The 18,466-nt window shown below is 61.0% G+C and carries 14 protein-coding genes; 8 read left to right on the top strand and 6 right to left on the bottom strand.

The window, feature by feature from the left end; genetic code table 11:
* The first annotated feature begins 143 nt into the window (after positions 1-143).
* Both BHC62_RS13305 and BHC62_RS13310 read left to right on the top strand, forming a co-directional pair.
* A complete protein-coding gene (locus tag BHC62_RS13305) occupies positions 144-2,189 on the top strand; it encodes a hypothetical protein (protein WP_070995278.1) in 2,046 nt (681 codons plus the stop codon).
* Positions 2,190-2,441: 252 nt separating this feature from the next.
* Entirely contained in the window at positions 2,442-4,697 is a 2,256-nt protein-coding gene (locus BHC62_RS13310; protein ID WP_070995279.1) for an autotransporter outer membrane beta-barrel domain-containing protein, read from the top strand.
* A 60-nt stretch (positions 4,698-4,757) separates the two neighbouring features.
* Here BHC62_RS13310 and BHC62_RS13315 read toward each other — a convergent pair whose 3' ends face one another.
* The 3 genes from BHC62_RS13315 to BHC62_RS13325 all read right to left on the bottom strand — a co-directional run bounded on the left by BHC62_RS13315 (position 4,758) and on the right by BHC62_RS13325 (position 9,823).
* Positions 4,758-5,399 (bottom strand): DUF1345 domain-containing protein, encoded by a 642-nt coding sequence (locus BHC62_RS13315; RefSeq protein WP_070995286.1) that lies wholly within the window; start codon positions 5,397-5,399, stop codon positions 4,758-4,760.
* Between the two features lie 155 nt (positions 5,400-5,554).
* Positions 5,555-8,647 carry an efflux RND transporter permease subunit gene (locus BHC62_RS13320; RefSeq protein ID WP_070995280.1) on the bottom strand — a complete coding sequence of 1,031 codons (3,093 nt, stop codon included), beginning with the start codon at positions 8,645-8,647 and terminating at the stop codon, positions 5,555-5,557.
* Positions 8,648-8,665: 18 nt separating this feature from the next.
* Positions 8,666-9,823: an efflux RND transporter periplasmic adaptor subunit gene (locus tag BHC62_RS13325; protein WP_029291529.1), complete on the bottom strand. Its 1,158-nt coding sequence runs from the start codon at positions 9,821-9,823 to the stop codon at positions 8,666-8,668.
* Positions 9,824-10,126: 303 nt separating this feature from the next.
* Here BHC62_RS13325 and BHC62_RS13330 point away from each other — a divergent pair, with 303 nt between their 5' ends.
* From BHC62_RS13330 to nudC, 4 genes are all read left to right on the top strand, one after another.
* Complete coding sequence (locus BHC62_RS13330; RefSeq protein WP_070995281.1) at positions 10,127-10,828, top strand: response regulator transcription factor; 702 nt, start codon at positions 10,127-10,129, stop codon at positions 10,826-10,828.
* Between the two features lie 4 nt (positions 10,829-10,832).
* Positions 10,833-12,128, top strand: a complete 1,296-nt coding sequence (locus tag BHC62_RS13335; protein WP_029291532.1) for an ATP-binding protein — start codon at positions 10,833-10,835, stop codon at positions 12,126-12,128.
* A 308-nt stretch (positions 12,129-12,436) separates the two neighbouring features.
* Positions 12,437-13,249 (top strand): crotonase/enoyl-CoA hydratase family protein, encoded by an 813-nt coding sequence (locus BHC62_RS13340; protein ID WP_029291534.1) that lies wholly within the window; start codon positions 12,437-12,439, stop codon positions 13,247-13,249.
* Between the two features lie 6 nt (positions 13,250-13,255).
* On the top strand, positions 13,256-14,089 hold the full coding sequence (gene nudC, locus BHC62_RS13345) for an NAD(+) diphosphatase (RefSeq protein ID WP_070995282.1): 834 nt from the start codon (positions 13,256-13,258) through the stop codon (positions 14,087-14,089).
* On the opposite strand, the gene BHC62_RS13350 is transcribed toward nudC, so the two are convergent.
* Entirely contained in the window at positions 14,057-14,836 is a 780-nt protein-coding gene (locus BHC62_RS13350) for a TSUP family transporter (RefSeq protein WP_029291538.1), read from the bottom strand. The two genes, nudC and BHC62_RS13350, sit on opposite strands and share 33 nt — an antisense overlap.
* 241 nt (positions 14,837-15,077) lie before the next feature.
* Here BHC62_RS13350 and sfnG point away from each other — a divergent pair, with 241 nt between their 5' ends.
* Positions 15,078-16,190, top strand: coding sequence for a dimethylsulfone monooxygenase SfnG (sfnG, locus tag BHC62_RS13355; RefSeq protein ID WP_070995283.1), 1,113 nt, complete (start codon positions 15,078-15,080; stop codon positions 16,188-16,190).
* Between the two features lie 56 nt (positions 16,191-16,246).
* Here the strand turns inward: sfnG and map are convergent, their stop codons facing one another.
* Both map and BHC62_RS13365 read right to left on the bottom strand, forming a co-directional pair.
* On the bottom strand, positions 16,247-17,002 hold the full coding sequence (gene map / locus BHC62_RS13360) for a type I methionyl aminopeptidase (RefSeq protein ID WP_070995284.1): 756 nt from the start codon (positions 17,000-17,002) through the stop codon (positions 16,247-16,249).
* A complete protein-coding gene (locus tag BHC62_RS13365) occupies positions 17,002-17,202 on the bottom strand; it encodes a ParD-like family protein (protein ID WP_029291544.1) in 201 nt (66 codons plus the stop codon). The genes map and BHC62_RS13365 overlap by 1 nt, the downstream gene beginning before the upstream one ends.
* Positions 17,203-17,452: 250 nt before the next feature.
* Between BHC62_RS13365 and ilvA the strand changes: the two genes are divergently transcribed.
* A partial coding sequence (gene ilvA / locus BHC62_RS13370; protein ID WP_083335444.1) for a threonine ammonia-lyase, biosynthetic occupies positions 17,453-18,466 on the top strand: 1,014 nt, incomplete at its 3' end.

Consider the following 18,466-nt stretch of genomic DNA (forward strand, 5'->3'; position numbering starts at 1 on the left):
GTTGGCTTGATCGCAATATTGTCGTTGTTTTTAAAGTGTGCAGTTACTCCAGTGCGCAAGAGGCTAGCCCGTTTGCAACTTGCATTGGGTGCTGCTGTACACCCTGAAAAAGCTGTAATACTCAATCAGCGTTGGAGAAGAAAATGGACAGGAAAACGTTAGAAACCATCCAAAGATTCCAAACTCGTTGCGCGACAAATAACACACTTCTTAGCTTGCCCGCGGGGACCTATGAAGGTCAGGTTCCGGGGTTTCCCGGGTTGATTGATCGCAACACCGCACTTAAAGAGACAATGGAGTTTTTAATTCCTCGTTGGGATGATTTCAGCACCGATCCAAGTTTTCCAGACACCGTCAGAGTCTGGATGTGGCCATTGGATGACCCTCAGCCGTCCGAACCCTTTACGACATTTACCGTATCTTCACCTGCAGCGGGCGGGGTGCCGGTCAACATTGCATTGGCTCGGCGTCCACCTGGCGCGCACCTTATCAGGTATGAACTGTTCGTCGACAATATCGGAAATTCCACCCAGTCAGATTCGCAATTGCTGATCGTGGACCTCGCGCCTCCCTATTACAGCCATGTGGGGCCGATTCCCGCTCCCTTACCTCCAGCAGGCCTGCCGACCCCCGCATCATTGGCTTACTTCCAGGGTTTACCCAATCAAGCGGCTATGTTTCGCGTTCCTGACTATGTGGCGAACGGGCGCGCACCTGGAGACTATTTATTAGCGTATTACAACAATTCGGATACGCCTTATCTGCCTACGGCAGCCAGTACTGATCCGAAATGGGTTCTGCCTGCCGATTTGAGCTTCCCCTTGCCCTTGTCGGTCGTCCAGGGTAGCCCGGACGGGCTACGTAGTTTGCGCTATGAGTTGTACGACGCGGCAGGCAACCCTGCGAGGTTGTCATCCCAATTTGTATTTGACGTAGGGTTGTTTCCTGCGCCCAGTAATTTCATCGCTCCAACCATTGATCTGGCGGTTCCCGGTGACCTGCTGATTGATCGCGGTGATGTCGCACAGCTCAACGGCGCCATCATCCGCATACCTGCCTATAGTAATTTTCTGCGCGGCGACGAAGGGGACATGATCAGTGTGATCCTGACCACATCCCTGGGTACGGTGACCCTGCCCGACGTGCCGTTGGGCAGTAACCCCTTCCCGCTGCAGGTACATGTTGCATTCCCTACGCTGGCTCTGCTTTATGGCGCCACTGAAGGGTTACTGTCGATGACGGCGTCCTACGCGGTAATGCGTCGTTCGGTCAGCTACCCTTCGACGCTGACCGCAACAACTGACCTTGACCTTTTCGTAGTTGGGCCAGCAAACCCTAACGAGCCGGATCCGGTCAACCCAGATCTGAACCCCGTAGTGGTCAGGGGTGAGGATGCAACGGGCGTCGAGGGATCGCCCAATGAGTTGCTACCCGAACACGCAAACCGGCCAGCCAATGCCTATATCACACTCTGGGACGAACCGCCGACTCCGGATGCCAGCGCATTTACCATCTACCTCTACTACGAAGGCGAACTGGTGGATTCGCTGTTTGTCGCAAACGGTATCGCCAATCAGGTCGTCCAGTTGCAGATTCCCTGGAACGTCATTTCTAACCATAACAACGGTACCAAGCGGGTGCATTACACCATCGGTGCCGCAGGCAGTTCGAATCGACAACAGGCCCCCATCACACAGGTGGAGGTTACAGCCAACATCATATTCCTGGCGCCTCCGATCGTTCGAAACCTTGTCGGCGGCGGCATGGGGACTATCAACTGCAGCACCTTCAGGCCAGTCGGGCCGCCCCCCGGTAACATCGTAGTGTTTGTTCCGCCCTCGGAGCATTTCTCGCTGAATATGATCGTTACCGTGCATTGGCGGGGTTACCGGGATGATGCGGGCACCATTGAAGTTCCCGCCGTCGCAGGCAGCAAAGCTTCGGTGCCCCTGACGCAGGCGATGATCAACCTTGGGTTCGAGATCGAGTTGGAGGACTACTTCACTCTCTTCAAGCCGATTCAGCCGACCATGGATGACCGGCTTGCCGGTTCAGCCAGGATTCACTACAGCATTGTTCTGCCCTCGGGCACGGTCAACTCCTCTGACGCTACACCGCGAGTGCGTGGGCATCAGATCGGCGGTGCAACTACGTTTTTTTGCGATGGAACGGTCGCGCCGGCGTCTTGATCTTTTGAGCTGTTGCCAAAGGGGAGCATTGCTCCCCTTTGGCATTTTGATGTGGATGATCGGCGGACGCCAGGAATCAGCTGGCGACAATTAAAGGCCTTGAGCCACGACCGCAAGCACACTTAAGGATAATCCTACATAAAGCGGTAAGTACTCTGGATACCGTTAGCACCGCTCGCTTGGCAGGGTCCCACACAGTTTGGAACCGGCCAGTTTCTTGCGAATTGGAACGCCAACCCAGAGGTCCGCTAAATGCCATCCGTATTCAATTTCAAACCATCACCGTTGAGCCTCGCATTGAAGGCCAACACTGTCACTTTTCTTATGCTTCTCGGCCATGCAGCCGAAGCCCGTGTCGTCACGGGGCCCGACGAGTATGTGCGCCCAGGTCCGGCGCCGGATCGCTTTGAGCTGCGCACAGGTTCTGGCCTGACCGTCCAAGGTACCGAAACCCTGGAAATCCGTGCCCAATCCGCAACCCTGGTGGTCACGCCAGGCAGCTTGACCAAGGACATCGTCGCTTTTGATTCCCAGATCCGTGTAGACGGTTCGGATGTCATTGCTCGCAGCACGGCAGATGCCGCTATTCGCGCCACAGGCAGTAATGTACTGGTCAGCAACAGCAATCTCATCCACAACAATGGAACCGGCCTGATTGCCGGCCGCTCACTGGGCGGCACTGATGGTTCCAGCGTCAAGGTCATCAACAGCACGATTACCGGCACTAACCGTGGGGCCAGCGCCAGTGCCTACAGTGTGCTGGACTTCAGCGGTTCCCATATCGAGGCGACGAACGACAATGGCATGGGCCTGTCGCTGATGAGCGGGACAGCGTTTGCGACCGATAGCCGAATTGTAGGTGGCGCCAACGGCGTGCAAATGGCCGTCGACGGATCGTCCGGAATCATGGACAGTGCGTTGCTGCTGGACGGTTCCAGCGTGGTAGGTACGAACGGTGCTGCCATCCTGACAAGAGCGGGTACCAACGCTGATATTCAGGTGCTGAACGGTTCGTCCCTGACTGGCGGCAACGGCAACATCCTGGAAGTCACTGGTGGCTCCACCGCCAACATGAACGTTGACCGCAGCGCCCTGGTGGGCGACGTGGTTGTCGAGGATGGCAGCAGCGCCAAGGTGCAGCTCAACAACGGCTCCTGGCTGACCGGCCAGTTGAAAAATGTCGCCGAGTTGAGCGTGAACGATGCCTCCCACTGGGTCCTGGTGGGCGACAGCCAGGTCGACGCCTTGAAGATGGGCGGCGGCGCCGTGCACTTCGGCGGGGAAGATGAGTTCTACCAATTGAACGTCAAGAGCCTGGAAGGCGAGGGCACGTTCATCATGCACACCGACTTTGCCACCCACCAGACCGACTTCCTCAACGTCGAGGGCAAGGCTGAGGGGCAGCACAGCCTGATGCTGGCCGCTACCGGCTCGGAGATGGCCCGTGGCGAGCCGATCAAGGTTGTGCACACCGAAGGCGGCGATGCGCACTTTTCCCTGGTGGGTGACACCGTTGACGTCGGCGCCTATGCCTATGGCTTGAAGCAGGAGGGCACCGACTGGTTGCTCGACCCGACCCGTCGCGGCACCAGCACCAGCGCCCACTCGGTACTCGCCCTGTTCAACAGCGCGCCGACCGTGTTGTACGGCGAGATGAGCATCCTGCGTACGCGCATGGGCGAATTACGCTTCAGCGAAGGCGCTGGCAACGGCCTGTGGATGCGCAGCTACGGCAATAAATTCGACGTGGCAAGCAACAAGAACGGCGCGGGCTACAAGCAGGTCCAGAAGGGCTTTACCATCGGTGCCGACGCGCCGTTGCCCGGTGGTGATGGTCAGTGGATTGCCGGCGTGATGGGCGGCCACAGTACCTCGGACCTGAGCCTGACCCGAGGCAGCAGTGGCGAGGTCAAGAGCTACTACGTGGGTGGTTACGCCACCTGGCTGGACGCTGAAAGTGGTCTGTACTTCGATGGTGTGGCCAAGCTTAACCGCTTGCACACTGAGAACGATGTGACCATGAGTGATGGTAAAAAAGCCAAGGGCAACTACACGCAAAACGCCGTGGGCGCGTCGGCCGAGTTCGGTCGCCACATCAAGCTGGATAACGATTTCTTCGTTGAACCGTATGGTCAGTTGTCGGCCACGATCACCCAGGCGCAGAGCTATGAGCTGTCCAATGGCCTGAAGGCCAAAGGTGATCGCTCCAGCAGCGTGGTCGGCAAAGTGGGTGTGACTGCGGGCAAGAACATCCAGCTGGAAAGTGGCGGTGTGTTGCAGCCTTACCTGCGTACTGCGGTGGCCCATGAGTTTGATCAGAGCAACAAGGTGTTTATCAACGATCAAAGCTTCAACAATGACCTGTCGGGTTCGCGGGTTGAATTGGCCGCCGGTGTTGCCATGTCGGTGTCGCAGAACGTCAAGGTGCACGCGGACTTTGAAACCAGCACAGGCAAGAAGATCGACCAGCCTTGGGGTGTCAACTTCGGTATTCGTTACGACTTCTAAGACCCCCACCCACAAAAAAAGGAAGCTTCGGCTTCCTTTTTTTGTGGACGTTGTTAGGGGTCAGCCGAACAGTCCGGCGGCAATATTGATCGAGAAGCCCAGGATCGCCGTGTTGAACAGGAACCCGATCAACGATTGCCCCAGTACCACCTTGCGCATGGCGCGGGTGGCGACGCCCACGTCCGAGGTCTGGACGGCGACGCCGATGGTGAAAGAAAAGTACAGGAAGTCCCAGTAGTTGGGTGTCAGCGGCCCCTCGGCAAAACGCAGCGCTGGCTCCTTGCCCTCCCAGGTGTAATAGAGGCGGGCGTAATGCACGCTGAAAATCACCCCGATCAGCAACCACGAGCCAATCACCGTCACCCCGGTAAAGCCGTAGTGCAGCAGGCGTTCGGCAGTGCCCAGGTCTTTACTGCCGGCCAGGCCAAAGGCGATGGTCGCCAGGCTGGCAATCGCGGCAATACACACCATGAACAGCACCAGGCCGGCGTTCTCGTCCTCGATTTCAGCGATACGCTTGACGTCTTCGGCCTTGGCCTTGATGGTCAGGCGCAGCATCAATATCAGGTAGGTCCAGACCCCGGCGTTCCAGCCGATCAGGATTTTGGTGAGGATCGAATCGAAGGGCGCGAGGATGCCGATTGCCAGGCCCAGGACGGCGGCGGCGGACAGGCGAGGGTGGGTTCGGGCGAGAAAGGGCATGGTGCTCACAAATGCAGGTTTGGTGAGCAACCATAGCCTATTCCTGTAGGAGCCGGCTTGCCGGCGAAAATCATCAACGATAACGCGGTTATCCTGATGCCCCGGAGCGCTCTCTGGTTTTTCGCCGGCAAGCCGGCTCCTACAGGGTGGCGCTATCAATCTTTGCGTTTGCGCACCAGTTTCATCACCACCACGAAGAACACCGGCACAAACACGACCGCCAATGTCGCGGTGATCATCCCGCCGATCACCCCGGTACCGATCGCCTGCTGGCTCGCCGAACTGGCACCGGTGGCAATGGCCAACGGCACCACGCCGAGGATAAACGCCAGCGAGGTCATGAGGATCGGCCGCAGACGCAAGCGTGCAGCCTTCAACGTTGCCTCGATCAGGTCTTCACCCTGGTCATACAGGTCCTTGGCAAACTCGATGATCAGAATCGCGTTTTTCGCCGACAGCCCGATAATCGTGATCAAGCCGACCTTGAAGAACACATCGTTAGGCATGCCGCGCAGCGATACCGCCATGACCGCGCCCAATACCCCCAACGGCACCACCAACAACACCGAGGTGGGGATCGACCAGCTTTCATACAGCGCCGCCAGGCACAGGAACACCACCAGCAGCGACAGCATCAGCAGCAGCGGCGCCTGCGAGCCCGACAACCGTTCCTGCAGCGACAAGCCGGTCCATTCCTGGCCCAGGCCAGCCGGCAGTTGGCTGACCAGGCGCTGGATTTCTTCCATGGCCTCGCCGGTGCTGTGGCCCGGTGAGGCCTCACCGGAAATGGCGATGGCCGGGTAGCCGTTGTAACGGGTCAATTGCGCCGGGCCCTGGACCCAACGAGCTTCGACAAACGCCGACAACGGCACCATCTTCCCGGCCTCGTTGCGCACGTGGATCTTCATCAGGTCTTCGACCTGGCTGCGTTGATCACCTTCGGCCTGTACCACCACCCGCTGCATGCGGCCCTGGTTGGGGAAGTCATTGATATAGGCCGAGCCAATGGCCGAGGAGAGGATATTGCCCACATCGGCAAACGACACGCCCAAGGCATTCGCGCGTTTGCGGTCTACCTCAAGCTGCACCTGCGGTGCTTCTGCCAGGGCGCTTTCACGCACGTTAGCCAGGATCGGACTTTTTTCCGCCGCCGCCAGCAACTCGGTACGCGCCGCCATCAACGCCGCATGCCCCACACCGCCACGGTCCTGCAAGCGGAACTCAAAGCCGCTGGAGGTGCCCAGGCCGTCCACCGGCGGCGGCAGCACGGCATAGGCCATCGCATCCTTGAGCTCGGTGAAGGCCATGTTGGCGCGGTCGGCAATCGAGGCCGCCGAATCGTCGCTGCTGCGCTCGGACCAATCCTTGAGCGTGGTAAACGCCAGCGCCGCGTTCTGCCCCGAGCCGGAAAAGCTGAAGCCCATGATCATCGTCGTATCACCGACGCCTGGCTCGGTGGCGTTATGCGCCTCGATCTGCTCGGCCACCTGCACCGTGCGGTTCTTGCTCGCGCCCGGTGGCAGCTGGATATCGGTGATGGTGTAGCCCTGGTCTTCCACCGGCAGGAACGAGGCGGGCAGGCGGCTGAACAAATAGCCCAGGCCCACCAGCAATACCAGGTAGATCAGCAAATAGCGGCCGCTGCGCTTGAGGGCATAGGCCACCCAGCCTTCGTAACGGTCGGTCAGTTGCTCGAAGCGGCGGTTGAACCAGCCGAAGAACCCGCCCTTGGTGTGATGCTCGCCCTTGGCAATTGGCTTGAGCAACGTGGCGCACAGGGCCGGGGTCAAGGACAGGGCGAGAAACGCCGAGAACAGGATAGAAGTGGCCATCGACAACGAGAACTGCTGGTAGATCACCCCCACCGAGCCGGCCATGAAGGCCATCGGCAGGAATACCGCCACCAGCACCAGGGTAATCCCGATGATCGCCCCAGTGATCTGGCCCATGGCCTTGCGCGTGGCTTCCTTGGGCGACAGGCCCTCGGTCACCATGATCCGCTCGACGTTCTCCACCACCACGATTGCATCGTCCACCAGGATGCCGATGGCCAACACCATGCCAAACATGGTCAGCACGTTGATCGAGAACCCCAGCAACAGCATGGTGGCGAAGGTGCCCATCAGGGCAATCGGCACCACCAGCGTCGGGATCAGGGTGTAGCGGATGTTCTGCAGGAACAGGAACATCACGGCAAACACCAGCGCCATCGCCTCGAGCAGGGTGTAGATCACTTTGGTGATCGAGACCTTGACGAACGGCGAGGTGTCGTAAGGAATCTTGTACTCCACATTGGCCGGGAAATAGCGCGACAGCTCATCCATCTTCGCCCGCACCAGGGTCGCCGTGCTCAAGGCATTGGCGCCCGGCGACAGCTGCACGCTGACGGCGGTAGATGGCTTGCCGTTCAAGCGCGTGGAGAACTGGTATTCCTGGCTGCCGATTTCGACGCGCGCCACATCGCCAATGCGCACGGTGGAGCCGTCCGGGTTGGCCTTGAGCACAATGTCGGCAAACTCGGCCGGTGTGGAGAGTTGGCCCTTGACCAGGATCGAAGCGGTGATTTCCTGGGTGTTGGTACCCGGCAAATCACCAATGCTGCCCGCCGAAACCTGGGCGTTCTGCGCGGTGATCGCGGCATTCACGTCGGCCGGGGTCAGGTTGAAACCGATGAGTTTCTGCGGATCGATCCAGATCCGCATCGCCCGTTCGGCGCCATACAACTGGGCCTTGCCCACGCCGTCCAGGCGCTTGAGCTCGTTCATCACGTTGCGCGCCAGGTAATCGCTGAGCGCCACGTCGTCGAGCTTGCCGTCGCTGGAGGTCAGGGTCACCAGCAGCAGGAAACCGGCGGACACTTTCTCCACCTGCAGGCCTTGCTGGGTTACGGCTTGCGGCAGGCGCGGCTCCACGGCCTTGAGGCGGTTCTGCACATCGACCTGGGCCATTTCCGGGTTGGTGCCTGGCTGGAAGGTCGCGGTGATAGTGGCCGAGCCGAGGCTGCTCTGGGATTCGAAATACAATAAGTGGTCGGCACCGTTGAGCTCCTGCTCGATCAGGCTGACCACGCTTTCGTCCAGGGTCTGGGCCGAAGCACCCGGGTACACCGCGTAGATTTCCACCTTCGGTGGTGCGACGTTGGGGTACTGCGCCACCGGCAACTGCGGGATGGCGAGGGCGCCCGCCAGCAGGATAAACAGGGCGACCACCCAGGCGAAGATCGGGCGGTCAATAAAGAACTGCGGCATTGTCTCTGATCCCTTTGATTACTGGCCGGCTGCCTGGGCAACAGGCTCGGGGCTGGCATCCACTTCGACTTTTTCACCGGGGCGCGCGTGTTGCAGGCCTTCGACGATGATGCGGTCACCGGCCTTCAGGCCGCTGTTGACCACCCAGCGATCGTTGACCGCCGCGCCCAACTCCACCGGTTGCTGGCTGACGTTCTGTTCGGCATCCACCAGCAACACCATGGGGATACCGGCGCTGTCGCGGGTGATTGCGCGCTGCGGCACGCTCAGGCCTTGCTGGTCGACCGCCTGCTCCAGGCGCACACGGATAAAGCTGCCGGGCAACAGGTCGAGGTCCGGGTTGGGGAACTCGCTGCGCAGGATGATCTGCCCGGTACCGGGGTCCACGGAAATCTCCGCGAACAGCAACTTGCCCGGCAGCGGGTACAGGCTCCCGTCATCCTGGATCAGCGTGGCCTTGGCCTGGTCCTGGCCCACCTGCTTCAAATGCCCGGCGCGAAAGGCCCGGCGCAGGTCATTGAGCTCGCGGGTGGACTGGGTGAGGTCCGCGTGGATCGGGTCCAATTGCTGGATCAATGCCATGGGCGTGGCTTCGTTCTGGCCCACCAGGGCGCCTTCGGTCACCAGCGCGCGGCCGATACGCCCGGAGATTGGCGCCGTCACCGTGGCATAGCCCAGGTTGAGCTTGGCGCGCTGCACCGCGGCCTGGTTGGCCGCGACATCGGCGGCAGTCTGCCGGGCGGCGGCGCGGGCGTTGTCGTAGTCCTGGGCGCTGATGGCATTGCCTTCGACCAACTGGCTATAGCGCTGCTCTTGCAGGCGCGCCTGGAAGGCATTGGCCTCGGCCTTGCGCAGGCTCGCCTGGGCGCTGTCGAGGTCAGCCTTGAACGGCGCCGGGTCGATACGGAACAGCACGTCGCCCTGTTTCACGTCATGGCCTTCGTTGAACACCCGCTGCAAGACCACGCCTGCGACCCGTGCGCGCACCTCGGCAATGCGCGGCGCGGCAATCCGCCCGCTCAGTTCACTGCTGATGGACAGGGGCTTGGCTTCAAGGGTTTCAATCCGTACCTTGGCCAGGGGCATTTGCGGGGCTTCGTCCGCAGAATTGCCACAGGCCCCCAGGGCCAACGTCAGTGCCAGCAGGCAAAACGGCGCAAACAGATTCTTTGACATGCTCTTATCCCAATATTGACTGGCGCATCCTACGGGCGCCCCCGACCCGGTGCTGTGAAGCTATGTAGGCGGTGTGTGAAGAAATGTAAGGTACGGCGCACGCCGGGGCACGTGCGTATATCCTTCACGGCTGTGGATCCTAACAAGCTCTTCTGATCAATGACGATCTAATGTGGGAGCGGGCTTGCCCGCGATAGTGGTGTGTCGGTAGATACATCCGCGACTGATGCACCGCCATCGCGGGCAAGCCCGCTCCCACATTGGATTTGTGTACGACAAAAAAACGTATTAATTGGAAACACCATGCCCAACATCCTCCTGGTCGAAGACGACGCCGCGCTGTCCGAGCTGATTGCCAGTTACCTTGAACGCAATGGCTATCACGTCAATGTGCTCAGCCGTGGCGACCATGTGCGCGAACGGGCCAGGCTCAATCCACCGGACCTGGTCATCCTCGACCTGATGCTGCCTGGCCTTGATGGCCTGCAAGTCTGCCGCCTGCTGCGCGCCGACTCGGCGGGCCTGCCGATCCTGATGCTGACCGCCCGCGATGACAGCCATGACCAGGTGCTGGGCCTGGAAATGGGCGCCGATGACTACGTGACTAAACCGTGCGAGCCACGGGTGTTGCTGGCCCGGGTGCGCACCTTGCTGCGCCGCAGTAGCCTCAGCGAGCCACAGGCGGCCAATGACCAGATCCTGATGGGCAACCTGTGCATCGACCTGTCGGAGCGCTCCGTGACCTGGCGCGAGCAGGTGGTGGAGCTGTCCAGCGGCGAATACAACCTGCTGGTGGTACTGGCCCGGCATGCAGGTGAAGTACTCAGCCGCGACCAGATCCTGCAGCGCCTGCGTGGCATCGAGTTCAACGGCACCGACCGCTCGGTGGACGTGGCCATTTCCAAACTGCGCCGCAAGTTCGACGACCATGCCGGCGAGGCCCGCAAGATCAAGACGGTGTGGGGCAAGGGCTACCTGTTCAGCCGTTCCGAGTGGGAATGCTGACACCATGTTCCGCGTCCTGATCCGTCTCTACCTGCTGACCATCGTGACCTACAGCGCGGCGATCTACCTGATCCCCATGGGCATCATCGAGGTCTTCCACAACCGCTACATGAACTACAACATCGAGCAGTCCCGGGGCTTGCAAAGCCTGATCGTGCGCCAGTACCACAGCCGGCCGGTGGAGCGCTGGTCCGAGGTCACCGAGCAGTTGTCGCGGGACTTCGCGCCATTGAAGGTGCAATTGATGCATCGCCAGGACGCCCGCTATACACCAGATGAGGAGCGGTTGCTGGAGCAGGGCAAACCGGTGATCCGCCTGGGGGAGTGGGGCTGGATGGAAGAAATCAGCTCGCCGCTCAATGAGCAGTTGGCGGTCAAACTGACCATCCCGCCCGACCCGCTGGACATGAACCTGCTGTACTGGAGCATGAACGTGCTGATCGGCGCGGCGTTGCTGGGCGGGTTGTTGATATGGCTGCGCCCGCATTGGCGCGACCTGGAACGCCTCAAGACCACCGCCGCGCAACTGGGCCGCGGCCATCTGGAAGAGCGCACGCACATCCCCCCCAGCTCCAACATCGGCAGCCTGGCGGCGGTGTTCGACACCATGGCCAACGACATCGAACACCTGCTCAATCAGCAGCGCGACTTGCTCAATGCCGTCTCCCACGAACTGCGTACCCCGTTGACCCGGCTGGACTTCGGCCTGGCCCTGGCACTGTCCGAAGACCAGCCGGCCGCCAGCCGCGAACGCCTGCAAGGCCTGGTGGCGCACATCCGCGAACTGGATGAGCTGGTGCTGGAACTGCTGTCCTACAGCCGCCTGCAAAACCCGGCGCAACTGCCCGAGCGGGTGGACGTGGTGTTGGATGAGTTTATCGACAGCATCCTGGGCAGCATCGACGAGGAACTGGAGAACCCCGAGATCGTGATTGATGTGGTGCTGGACTGCGCCATGGAGCGTTTTGCCCTCGACCCGCGCCTTACCGCCCGTGCGCTGCAAAACCTGCTGCGCAATGCCATGCGTTATTGCGAACGGCGGATCCAGATTGGCGTCAAGGTCTGCGCCAAGGGCTGCGAAATCTGGGTGGATGACGATGGCATTGGCATCCCCGAAGAACAGCGCGCGCGGATTTTCGAGCCTTTCTACCGCCTGGACCGAAGCCGCGACCGCGCCACCGGAGGTTTCGGCCTGGGCCTGGCGATCAGCCGCCGGGCCGTCGAGGCGCAGGGCGGCACACTCACCGCACAAGCCTCGCCCTTGGGCGGCGCGCGCCTACGGCTGTGGCTGCCTACCTGAGCAGTGTGGCCAGAGGGTTTGTTGTGGCTAAGGTCGCTTGTTGTGGAGAGGGGTTTGTTGTGGCGAGCGGGCTTGCCCCGCGTTGGGTGGCGAAGCCGCCCCAATAGCCTCACCACGTTCTGCCAGGTATACCGAGGTAGTTGGTTTTGGGGCTGCTACGCAGCCCACCGGGACAAGCCCCCTCGCCACGAAAGCCCGCTCAAAGCTTCTACTCCAGTCCTGCTTTTGGCACATGCACTGCCTTACCGCCCCTGATGCACCCTTGCTATAGTTCGGCCCTTATCAGCCGTCAGCCAAGGATCACTGCCATGTCCGAATACCAAGCCTTTGTCGTCGAACTCCACGGCAACGTCGCCCATGTGCAGATCAATCGCCCAGAAAAAATCAATGCCATGAATGCGGCGTTCTGGAGCGAGATCATCGAGATTTTCCAATGGATCGACGACACCGACGCCGTGCGCGCGGTGGTGTTGAGTGGTGCCGGCAAACATTTTTCCTCGGGCATCGACCTGATGATGCTGGCCTCGGTGGCCAATGAGTTTGGCAAGGATGTGGGGCGCAATGCGCGCTTGCTGCGGCGCAAGATCCTGCAACTGCAGGCCTCGTTCAATGCCGTCGACAACTGCCGCAAACCGGTGCTGGCGGCGATCCAGGGCTACTGCATCGGCGGCGCAATCGACCTGATCAGCGCCTGTGACATGCGCTACGCCGCTGACGACGCGCAGTTCTCGATCAAGGAAATCGACATCGGCATGGCCGCCGACGTCGGCACCCTGCAACGCTTGCCGCGCATCATCGGCGACGGCATGTTGCGGGAGTTGGCCTACACCGGTCGCACCTTTGGCGCCGAAGAGGCGCGCAGCATCGGCCTGGTCAACCGCACCTTTGCCGATCACCAAAGCCTGCTGGCCGGAGTGATGGAGCTGGCTGCGCAAATCGCCGCCAAATCACCGATTGCCGTGACCGGCACCAAAGCCATGATCAGCTACATGCGTGACCACAGCATCAACGATGGCCTGGAATACGTTGCCACCTGGAACGCTGCTATGTTGCAATCCAACGACCTGCGCGTGGCCATTGCGGCCCATATGAGTAAGCAGAAACCCGAATTCGTGGATTGACTGAACATGACCCCAGGCTGGATTACCACAACGCTGCTGGACAACGACGCCCCTGGCGGCTGGGCTGTGGCCCGTAGTCGCGAAGGTTTTTTACTCGATGACAACGGGCCGCTGTTCCCCAGGGAGTGGCTCAAGCGCCAGGACCTGTCGGTGTTGGCCGAGCATGGTATTGGCCACCTGGACGGTGAGCCTGTGTATCTGCTGGAACTGAACAGCCCTGGCGATGTGCCGGGTTGCCGCTGGCAAGGTTTGCGGGCCTTTATGCTGCAGGGCGATCACCGTTTGTACAAAGTCCTGGGCTATGCCGCACAAATCGGTACCTGGGCCCGCGAGCACCGGTTCTGCGGCAGTTGTGGCCAGGCGATGGTGCATGTACCCCGGGAGCGCGCGATGTTCTGCCAGACCTGCGACCTGCGCAGTTACCCGCGCATCTCACCGAGCATGATTGTGCTGATCACCCGTGGCGATGAGATTCTGCTGGCCCGTTCACCGCGTTTCGTCACCGGGGTCTACAGCACCCTGGCCGGGTTTGCCGAGCCGGGGGAGTCTGCCGAAGACTGCCTGATCCGCGAAGTGCGCGAGGAAGTGCAGGTCGAGGTGCAGAACATTCAGTACGTGGGCAGCCAGTGCTGGCCGTTTCCCCACTCCATGATGCTGGGCTTCCACGCCGAGTATGCCGGGGGCGAGATCGTGCCCCAGGCCGACGAGATCGAGGATGCGCAGTGGTTCAACATCCACCAGTTGCCACCGCTGCCGGCGTCGCGCTCGATTGCCCGCTACCTGATCGACCTGTATGTGGCGCGCCGCTTAGGCCACGCTGAACCAGTGCTGCCAGGCTAGGCGCACAGTCAGGCCGAGGACCACGGTGATAAACACCGGGCGAATGAATTTGGCGCCACCGCTGATGGCACTGCGGGCGCCAAAGAACGCGCCCACCATCACCGACAGGCCCATGCTCAGGCCGACAATCCAGTCTACCGAGCCATTGAAGATAAACACCGACAGCGCCGCAGCGTTACTGACGAAGTTCATGCTGCGCGCCACGCCGCTGGCCTTGACCAGGTCGACGGGGTACATCAGCAGGGTGCTGACGGTCCAGAACGCGCCGGTGCCCGGGCCGGCCACGCCATCATAGAAGCCCAGGCCAAAACCCTGGGTCGACTGCCATTTCTTCTTGATCGGCGCATCTGCGTCCAGCGGCGCCTTGGGTGTGCCGCCAAACAGCAGATAGATGCCACAGGCGAAGACAATCACCGGCAGCATCTTGTTCAGCCATTCGGCGGGCAGGTAATGGGCGACGACGGCCCCGACCAGCGCGCCCACCAGCGTGCCGACGATGGCATGCACCCACTGGCGCGGGTGGAACAGCTTGCGCCGGTAGAAGGTAAAACTGGCCGTGGCCGAACCGAAGGTCGAACTCAGTTTGTTGGTGCCCAACACCAGATGGGGCGGCATGCCGGCAGTGAGCAAGGCCGGGGTGGTGAGCAAACCGCCGCCGCCGGCAATGGCATCGATAAAACCGGCGATAAAGGCAACCACTGCGAGAATGGCCAGGGTGGTGAGGTCAACGCTGAGTTCAAAAGGCATGGAGGCGACTTATTTTCGGCGAGGCGCAGAAACAGCTGCGCGAAAGTCCGCTAGCTTACCTACAACCGATTGTTACGGCGACTGTTGTGTCAGCAACAGTGATTCAACAAACCATCCGCCCGGGCAACATTCGCAGGTCCAGGTTCGGAGCGGTCGCAGGCGCCTGCCACGGGGCTTTGTCCACGCTGGCACGGTTGCTGCTCCAGACCCTGCACCATCCCTGTGTGCGAGGTAACGAACGATGACTCAGCAAGCCGTGAAATTCGCCTATTGGGTGCCCAATGTCAGTGGTGGCCTGGTGGTGAGCAAGGTCGAACAACGCACCGACTGGGGCATCGACTACAACCGCAAATTGGCCCAACTGGCGGAGGAGGCGGGGTTTGAGTACGCCTTGACGCAAATCCGCTTCACCGCAGGCTACGGTGCCGAGTACCAGCACGAGTCCGTAGCCTTCAGTCACGCGTTGCTCGCCGCCACCAGCAAACTCAAGGTCATCGCGGCGATCCTGCCGGGGCCCTGGCAGCCGGCACTGGCGGCCAAGCAACTGGCGACCATCGACCAACTGACCAATGGCCGGGTGGCGGTGAATATCGTCAGCGGCTGGTTCAAGGGCGAGTTCCAAGCCATTGGCGAGCACTGGCTGGAGCACGACGAGCGCTATCGCCGCTCTGAAGAGTTCATCCGCGCCTTGAAAGGCATCTGGACCCAGGACGATTTCACCTTCAAGGGCGATTTCTACCGCTTCAACAATTACAGCCTCAAGCCCAAGCCACTGGGCCAACCGCACCCGGAGATTTTCCAGGGCGGCAGCTCCCGCGCGGCCCGGGATATGGCGGCGCGGGTGTCGGATTGGTATTTCACCAATGGCAACACACCAGAGGGGATCAAAGCCCAGGTCGACGATATCCGCGCCAAGGCGGCGGCCAATAACCATTCGGTCAAAGTCGGGGTCAATGCGTTTGTGATCGCCCGCGACACCGAGCAAGAAGCCCAGGCAGTATTGGCCGAGATCATCGACAAGGCCGACCCGGAAGCGGTCAACGCCTTTGGTGACGCCGCCAAACAAGCAGGCAAGGCATCGCCCGAAGGCGAGGGCAACTGGGCCAAGTCCAGCTTCGCCGATCTGGTGCAGTACAACGACGGCTTCAAGACCAACCTGATCGGCACGCCCCGTCAGATTGCCGAGCGTATCGTCGCGCTCAAGGCCGTGGGCGTGGACCTGGTGCTGGCGGGCTTTCTGCACTTCCAGGAGGAGGTGGAGTATTTCGGCCAGCGCGTATTGCCCCTGGTGCGCGAGTTGGAAGCCAAGGCCGCCGCGACCGGCAGCGCCAGGCCGGAGGCGTTACCTGCATAGCACCGCCGCCGCCCGTAGCGGGCAATTACCTGGGCGGCCATCCGCTGGTGCGCTGCCTAGGTACTTGCCTGCAGGGTCAGCACTTCAAAACCATCAGCGGTGACGGCCACCGTGTGTTCCCACTGGGCTGAAAGGCTGTTGTCGCGAGTCACCACGGTCCAGCCATCCTTGAGGCTGCGCACCTTGGCGCTGCCCTGGTTGAGCATCGGTTCGATGGTGAACACCATGCCTTCGCGCAGGGTCAAGCCGGTGCCCGGTCGGCCGAAGTGCAGGATTTGCGGTTCTTCGTGCATCTCCCGGCCGATTCCGTGGCCGCAATACTCGCGCACCACGCTGTAGCCATTGGCTTGGGCGTGGCTCTGGATCGCATGACCGATATCCCCCAGGCGGGCGCCGGGCCTGACTTGGCGGATACCGGCCCACATCGCCTCGAAGGTCTGTTCCACCAGGCGCCGGGCCTTGGGTGCGACGGTGCCGATCATGTACATCTTGCTGGAGTCGGCAATAAACCCGCCTTTTTCCAGGGTGATGTCGATATTGACGATATCGCCGTCCTTCAACACATCCTTGGCACTGGGCATGCCATGGCACACCACTTCGTTGATCGAGGTGTTGATGCTGAACGGATAGTCGTACTGCCCAAGGCTGGCGGGGCGTGCTTGCAGGTCATTGCGGATAAACGCCTCGACCGCCGCATCCAGTTCCAGGGTGCTCTGGCCGGCGCCGACTCGGCTGTCGAGCATGCTGAATACCTGGCCCAGCAGGCGCCCGGCTTCGCGCATCACGGCAATCTGTGCAGGGGTTTTGATCATCAGCTGCGCCCCCGGATCAGGTCGGGTTTGTCGAGCAACAGCTTGTTGATCAGGTCGTTGTAGGCCAGGTGCGGGTTGAGCTCGGCCAACAGGCCGATCTTGATCCAGAACTCTGCCTGGGCGTTGATGGAGCGGTCCATGGTGGCGCTGGCCAGGCGGACTTGTTCGTGCAAATGATCGGTAATCTTGACGATGCCCATGAGCTTCACTGTGTAGGGTGGATATACAAAGCGTATATGTTTCGTATATCGCAAGTAAACCCCGCAGTTGACTTGTAATAGGCTGCCGGTTAGTTTCGTTGCATGACATTTCAAACCTATCGTTCCCAGCCAAGCATTATTACCGCCATTCCTCATATGGCGGGATAGCGTTCGGCTGTACCCAAACCCGCCCTAGAGGCGGGTTTTGTTTTTCCGTCTCCAGGGCTCTGTCAAACGCCAGGAGACACCCATGAGTAGCCCACTGCCGCAGTCCACGCTCGACGATGGCTTGCTTGAGCATTACGTGAAGAAAATCCTCGCCGCGCCGGTCTACGACCTGGCGGTGCGCACGCCGTTGCAGCCGGCCCCGGCGCTATCGGCGTTGCTCGGCAATCAGATCCTGCTCAAGCGCGAAGACCTGCAGCCGACGTTTTCCTTCAAGATCCGCGGCGCCTACAACAAACTGGTGCAGCTTACCGATGGGCAAAAAAACTGCGGGGTGGTCACTGCATCTGCCGGCAACCATGCCCAGGGCGTGGCCCTGGCGGCGCGTGAACTGGGGATCAAGGCGACGATTGTGATGCCCAGTACCACGCCCGAATTGAAAGTGCTGGGCGTGCGCTCACGGGGCGCCGACGCGGTGCTGCACGGCGCCAGTTTTCCGTTCGCCCTGGCCCATGCGTTGCAGTTAGCCGAACAGTCAGGGGGCACTTTTGTGTCGCCCTTTGATGATCCAGACGTCATCGCCGGACAGGGCACCGTCGCCATGGAAATCCTGCGCCAGCAACAAGGCGCACTGGACGCGATCTTCGTACCGGTGGGCGGTGGCGGGTTGATCGCTGGCATCGCGGCATACATCAAGTATCTGCGCCCCGAGGTGCGGGTCATTGGCGTGGAGCCCGAAGGCTCCAGTTGCCTGCTGGCGGCCTTGCGTGCCGGCGAGCGGGTGATATTGCCCAGCGTGGACAGCTTTGCCGACGGCACCGCCGTGGCCCAGATCGGCGCCTACGGCTTTGAAATCTGCCGCCAGCATGTCGATGAAGTCATCACCGTCAGCAACGATGAACTGTGCAGCGCGATCAAGCTGATCTACGACGATACCCGCTCCATCACCGAGCCTTCAGGCGCCCTGGCGGTTGCCGGAATCCGCCGCTATGTGCAACGCACCGGGGCCCAGGGGCAGACGCTGGTGGCGATCAACTCCGGGGCCAATATCAACTTCGATAGTTTGCGCCACGTGGCAGAGCGGGTGGCGGCACAAGCC

The sequence above is a fragment of the Pseudomonas sp. 06C 126 genome (assembly GCF_001855215.1).
Taxonomy (GTDB): Bacteria; Pseudomonadota; Gammaproteobacteria; order Pseudomonadales; family Pseudomonadaceae; genus Aquipseudomonas; species Aquipseudomonas proteolytica.

Coding starts and splice junctions, on each gene's coding strand:
- BHC62_RS13305 (WP_070995278.1), top strand. CDS start 144: ATGGACAGGAAAACGTTAGAAACCATCCAAAGATTCCAAACTCGTTGC.
- BHC62_RS13310 (WP_070995279.1), top strand. CDS start 2,442: ATGCCATCCGTATTCAATTTCAAACCATCACCGTTGAGCCTCGCATTG.
- BHC62_RS13315 (WP_070995286.1), bottom strand. CDS start 5,399: ATGCCCTTTCTCGCCCGAACCCACCCTCGCCTGTCCGCCGCCGCCGTC.
- BHC62_RS13320 (WP_070995280.1), bottom strand. CDS start 8,647: ATGCCGCAGTTCTTTATTGACCGCCCGATCTTCGCCTGGGTGGTCGCC.
- BHC62_RS13325 (WP_029291529.1), bottom strand. CDS start 9,823: ATGTCAAAGAATCTGTTTGCGCCGTTTTGCCTGCTGGCACTGACGTTG.
- BHC62_RS13330 (WP_070995281.1), top strand. CDS start 10,127: ATGCCCAACATCCTCCTGGTCGAAGACGACGCCGCGCTGTCCGAGCTG.
- BHC62_RS13335 (WP_029291532.1), top strand. CDS start 10,833: ATGTTCCGCGTCCTGATCCGTCTCTACCTGCTGACCATCGTGACCTAC.
- BHC62_RS13340 (WP_029291534.1), top strand. CDS start 12,437: ATGTCCGAATACCAAGCCTTTGTCGTCGAACTCCACGGCAACGTCGCC.
- nudC (WP_070995282.1), top strand. CDS start 13,256: ATGACCCCAGGCTGGATTACCACAACGCTGCTGGACAACGACGCCCCT.
- BHC62_RS13350 (WP_029291538.1), bottom strand. CDS start 14,836: ATGCCTTTTGAACTCAGCGTTGACCTCACCACCCTGGCCATTCTCGCA.
- sfnG (WP_070995283.1), top strand. CDS start 15,078: ATGACTCAGCAAGCCGTGAAATTCGCCTATTGGGTGCCCAATGTCAGT.
- map (WP_070995284.1), bottom strand. CDS start 17,002: ATGATCAAAACCCCTGCACAGATTGCCGTGATGCGCGAAGCCGGGCGC.
- BHC62_RS13365 (WP_029291544.1), bottom strand. CDS start 17,202: ATGGGCATCGTCAAGATTACCGATCATTTGCACGAACAAGTCCGCCTG.